The following is a 2,313-nucleotide window of genomic DNA, read 5'->3' as shown; positions in this document are numbered from 1 at the left end:
CATTTCGTCGATCACCGAGGTGTCCAGATCGCCGTACACGCTCATGGCCAGGGTGCGGGGAATGGGGGTGGCGGTGAGCGTTAGCTGGTGGGGGACCTGGCTGCCGTTGGCGGTCTCAAAGCGGCCTTTTTCGCGCAGGGAAAGGCGTTGCTGCACGCCGAAACGGTGTTGCTCATCAATGATGGTGAGCCCGAGCCGGTGGAATTGCACCGCTTCCTGGAACAGGGCGTGGGTACCGACAACAATCCGGGCGCTGCCATCAGCCAGTGCCGCATTGGTTTCCCGACGGGCTTTGATGCCCAGGCTGCCGGCCAGCCAGTGAACCTCGATGCCCAGCGGTGCCAGCCAGTGGCGGAAATTGTCCCGGTGTTGCTCTGCCAGCAGTTCGGTGGGTGCCATCAGGGCCACCTGATAACCGGATTCGATAGCGGCGAGGGCCGCCGCTGCCGCCACCAGTGTTTTGCCCGATCCCACGTCCCCCTGCACCAGCCGTAGCATGGGGTGGGGCTTGGCCATGTCACCCATGAGCTCACCGATGACGCGCTGCTGCGCCCCGGTCAGGGCAAAGGGCAGGCTGGCCTGCAGTTTTTCAAACAGCGTTTGCCCGCTGAGCCGCGGGGCATGGAAGGCTTTCTGTCCGGCCCGTTTTTGCAGCATGCCCAACTGGTGAGCCACCATTTCTTCCATGACCAGACGTTTCACCGCCGGGTGCTTGCCTTCCAGCAGCAGGTTCACCGGGTCATCCGGGTTCGGGTTATGCAGCTTGCTGAGCGCCTGGGTCAGGCTGGGTAATCCGCTCTGATCCAGCAATTGCGCGGGGATCAATTCCTGGGGCGGGTGTGCCTGCAAGTAATGTAGCGCCTGGCCGGTCAGGTTGCGCAGGGTTTTCTGGCTGACGCCATCGGTGGTGGGATAGACCGGGGTCAGGGCTTTTTCCAGTGGCGGCAGGCCGCTGTCGGCATAATCCAGCTGGTATTCCGGATGGTAGAACTCCAGCCCGGCGGAGCCGGGGCGGGGCTCGCCGTACACGCGAATGGTTCTGCCGCGCTCCAGGTTGTTCTTCTGGGCGGCGCTGAAATGGTAGAAGCGTAGCGTCACCATGCCGGTGCCGTCGGCCACTTTACACAGCAGTGAACGGCGGNGGCCGAAGATCACATCGGCGGCCATCACCTGCCCTTCGATGACGACGCCGGTTTCCGGGCGCAGGCCGCCGATGGGGGTAATACGGGTGCGATCTTCGTAGCGAAACGGTAGGTGGAAAAGCAGATCTTCCAGATTGTGCAGGCCCAGTTTAGCGAGCCTTTCGGCAGCAGCAGGGCCCACGCCTTTCAGGCGGGTGATGGGGAGGCTGGAGAGGCTGTCACTGGCCATGGTTGGGCAACACCGCTGTAGGAGCACCTCTCGAGGTGCGAATCGGGTTCCAGCGTCTTGCCTGGGTAGGGTTCGCACCTCGAGAGGTGCTCCTACAGGGAGAAACCTTCCTGCCCATCGTTATCCCGACAATCCTTCCTTGGGCACCGCCTGGCGCAGTACTTCGATGGCCTTGGGCCGAGGAAAGCTGTCGCGCCAGACCAGGGCGATGGTCCGTGAGGGCACCGGCTCTTCAAATGGCCGCACGGCAAAGGTGTCCTTGTTGTAACCGTGCTGATGGAGGGCCGAATTGGGTAGCACGGTAATGCCCAGCCCGCCGGCGACCATATGACGCAGGGTTTCCAGGGAGCCACCTTCGATCTGCACCAGGTTGCGTTGGTGTTGGGAATCGATAGCCGGGCACAGCTCCAGCACCTGGTCACGGAAACAGTGGCCTTCGCCGAGCAGTAGCAGGGATTCGTCGAGTAGCTGTTCCGGGGCGATTTTCTTCTGCGCTGTCCAGGCATGGTCACCGGGCAGGAGCACGGAGAAGGATTCCTCGTACATGCGGGCCCGTACCAGACCGCCACCGGAAAAGGGCAGTGCCACGATAATAGCGTCCAGTTCGCCATGTTCCAGCTTGCGTCGCAGCACGTGGGTGTAATTTTCTTCGATGAACAGCGGCATCTCCGGCGCTGCTTCGCGCACCCGCGGCACCATGGTGGGGAACAGATAGGGGGCGACGGTAAAGATCGCCCCGACCCGCAGCGGCGAGCTGAGCTGGTCGCGTTGGCTCGTGGCCATCTGGGAGAGCAGGTCAGCCTGTTCCAGCACGCGCTGGGCCTGGGCGACAATGGGCTCGGCCTGGGGGGTGACGACCACTTCGCGGGGGCGCCGCTCGAACAGGGGCATGCCCAGTTGTTCTTCCAGCTTTTTAATAGCCGCACTGAGGGTCGGTTGGCT

The 2,313-nt window shown here is 63.0% G+C and carries 2 protein-coding genes; both read right to left on the bottom strand.

Going from position 1 to position 2,313, the window contains the following annotated elements; genetic code table 11:
* Nucleotides 1-1,371 (bottom strand): ATP-dependent DNA helicase RecG (locus A3754_RS22615; protein WP_063521402.1); only part of this gene is annotated, 1,371 nt, incomplete at its 3' end.
* A 120-nt stretch (nt 1,372-1,491) separates the two neighbouring features.
* Nucleotides 1,492-2,313: hydrogen peroxide-inducible genes activator (locus A3754_RS22610; protein WP_063521401.1), on the bottom strand; the 822-nt coding region annotated here is incomplete at its 5' end.

This window comes from Alcanivorax sp. HI0083, from assembly GCF_001635175.1.
The sequence above is the reverse complement of the archived record's forward strand: the minus strand, read 5'-3'. Positions and strand labels throughout refer to the sequence as shown.